General features: G+C 39.1%; 1 protein-coding gene. It reads left to right on the top strand.

The genetic code is table 11. From position 1 onward, the window contains the following. Window positions 1-22 precede the first annotated feature (22 nt). The coding region (locus HMPREF2837_RS00325) for a replication initiation protein (protein ID WP_075230496.1) at window positions 23-652 on the top strand (630 nt) is incomplete at its 3' end.

The following is a 652-nucleotide window of genomic DNA, read 5'->3' as shown; positions in this document are numbered from 1 at the left end:
AAAAAATACGTGAGGTTGAGCCATGAAAAAAGGGAAGTCAGAAAATGCGTTTGAGGGGTTGATGTCTAGGCAAGATTATCTAGTCGTACAAGCAAATGACCTAGCCAAAGCCTTTGGGAATTTAAAAGCCTTTGAACATAAGCTACTAGATTATTGCTTTAGCTATGTGACCAAAGAAAGTAACGTAACGGATACCTTCTTGGTGACTACAAAAGAGGTACTGAAGCATTTTGGATTGAATGCTTCAGGATATAATTACGAGCGTGTGGCACGTGGCTTCAAAGCCTTAAACGAAAATACTGCGTTATATTTTGCGATTGAAAAAAACGGTAAAAAGGGAATTCGTATGGGGCAATTATTCTCTATGATTGAGTTTATGGAGAATGGAGAGGTATCGTTTAAATTTTCAGAGTTTGCCGCACCTTACGTATTTGCTTTACGTAGCCAGTTCTTCTCGTTTAAATTGGCAGAGCTAGCTCAAATCAAATCAAAGTATGCCATTATTTTGATGAAATTGTGGGAAGCAAATCGCTTTAAAAATCAACGTGTCACAACCATTCAAGGAGATTTAGAAGAGTGGCAAGATTGGTTTTTGGGAACAGAGAAAAGATGGACACCAGCCGTTTTTGCGAGGGACTGCCTGAAAGTTGGG

It is taken from the genome of Streptococcus sp. HMSC071D03, from assembly GCF_001812125.1.
Classification (GTDB): Bacteria; Bacillota; Bacilli; order Lactobacillales; family Streptococcaceae; genus Streptococcus; species Streptococcus pseudopneumoniae_N.
This window is presented reverse-complemented; position numbering and strand designations above follow the sequence as displayed.